The sequence below is a fragment of the Sphaerisporangium cinnabarinum genome, assembly GCF_055567015.1.
Map to the genome: position 1 here is coordinate 1 of NZ_JBVHRG010000021.1, position 1,763 is coordinate 1,763.

General features: G+C 74.0%; 1 protein-coding gene. It reads left to right on the forward strand.

What is annotated here, in order from left to right; all coding sequences use genetic code 11:
- Window positions 1-1,763, forward strand: a 1,763-nt coding sequence (locus ACZ4MO_RS18775) for an Ig-like domain-containing protein (protein WP_499279412.1), incomplete at both ends; no start/stop codon positions are given.

The window sequence follows — 1,763 nt, forward strand, 5'->3', positions numbered from 1 at the left end:
CTGGGCAACGACGTGGACCCGGACGGGGACGTGATGACGGCGTCGCTGGCCGGGGACTCGCCGTCGAACGCGACGGTGCAGGCCATCATGGGCGGCGCCGCGCTCCAGGCCGTCGTCCCCGAGGACGCCGAGGGCACCGGGTCCTTCCGGTACTCCGTGGCCGACGGCCGCGGCGGCGTCGCCGAGGCGGGCGTCACCCTCAAGGTGTCCCCCTGGGGCGAGAACGCTCCCCCCGAGCAGACCGGTGACCCGGTCCTGCGGGTCGCCCAGGGCGGCGCCGCGACGATCAAGGTGCTGCCCTTCTTCAAGGACCCGGACGGCGACGACCTCTACCTCGCCTCGGCGGCCGCGACGGTCGCGGGCGACGACGTGCGCTCGCGCCCCGACGGCACCGTCGAGGTGCGCGACGGCGGCGGCTCGACCGGCCGCAAGATCGTGACCCTGCTCGTCTCCGACGGCGAGCTGTCCTTCGAGGGCAAGCTGCTGGTCGACGTGGTGCCGGGTCCGCAGCCGCCGGTCGCGGTGAGCGACCACGTGGTGGTCCCGGCGGGGCAGCCGGTGACCGTGGAGCCGTTGCGCAACGACACCGACCCGAACGGGGACGAGCTGCGCCTGGCGTCGGTGTCGGAGTCCGCCCCGGCGCAGATCACGCCGAACTACGACGCGGGCACGTTCACGTTCCTCTCGATGGAGCCGCGCTCCTACGACCTGACGTACCAGGTGACCGACGGCCCGAACGCGACCACGGGCCTCGTCCGGGTCGACGTCCTGCCGCCGTCCGAGGCCGAAGGCGCCCCGATCGTCGTCACCGACACCGCGCTCCTCCCGGCGGGCGGGTCCACGCTCGTGGACGTCCTCGCGAACGACACGGACCCCGCGGGCGGCGTGCTCGTCGTGCAGTCCGTGCGCGTGCCCGCCGACGCCGGGGTGTCGGTCGCGATCCTGGCCCACCAGATGCTACGGGTGACCGAGATCCGGCGCCTGGACGCGCCGGTGACGGTGGAGTACACGGCCTCCAACGGCACCGAGACCGCGACCGGCCAGGTGCGGGTCGTGCCGGTGCCGGCGCCGACGCGGCTGCAGCCTCCGAACGCGGTCGCGGACGAGGTGACGGTGCACGCGGGGGACGTGGTGACGGTCCCGGTGCTGAAGAACGACACGCACCCGGACGGGTTGGAGCTGTTCCTGCAGCCCGAGCTGGAGCAGGACGTGGACCCGGCGCTGGGCGAGGCGTTCGTCTCGGAGGACACGCTGCGGTTCAAGGCGGGCTCGGAGGCGGGCACGGCGTACGCGATCTACCGGGTGCGGGACGTCAACGGGCAGGAGGACTCGGCCCAGGTCACGATCCGGATCCGCGACGGTGAGGACAACGCCCCGCCGCAGCCGCGCGAGATCGAGGCCCGGGTGCTGTCCGGGTCCAGCGTGCGCATCGCGGTCCCCCTGGACGGCATCGACCCCGACGGCGACTCCGTCCAGGTCACCGGCATCGCGACGCCCGCGGGCAAGGGCACCGCACGGGTCGTGGACGGGATGATCGAGTACGCCGCGTCGAAGAACGCGACCGGGGCGGACACGTTCACCTACTCCGTGCTCGACGCGCGCGGCGCCACCGCCACGGGCACGGTCCACGTCGGCATCGCCCGTCCCGCGGAGACCAACCAGGCTCCCGTCGCGGTGGACGACGAGGTGACGGTGCGTCCGGGGCGCACGGTCTCGGTCGCGGCGCTGGCCAACGACACCGACCCCGACGGCGACCAGGTCGG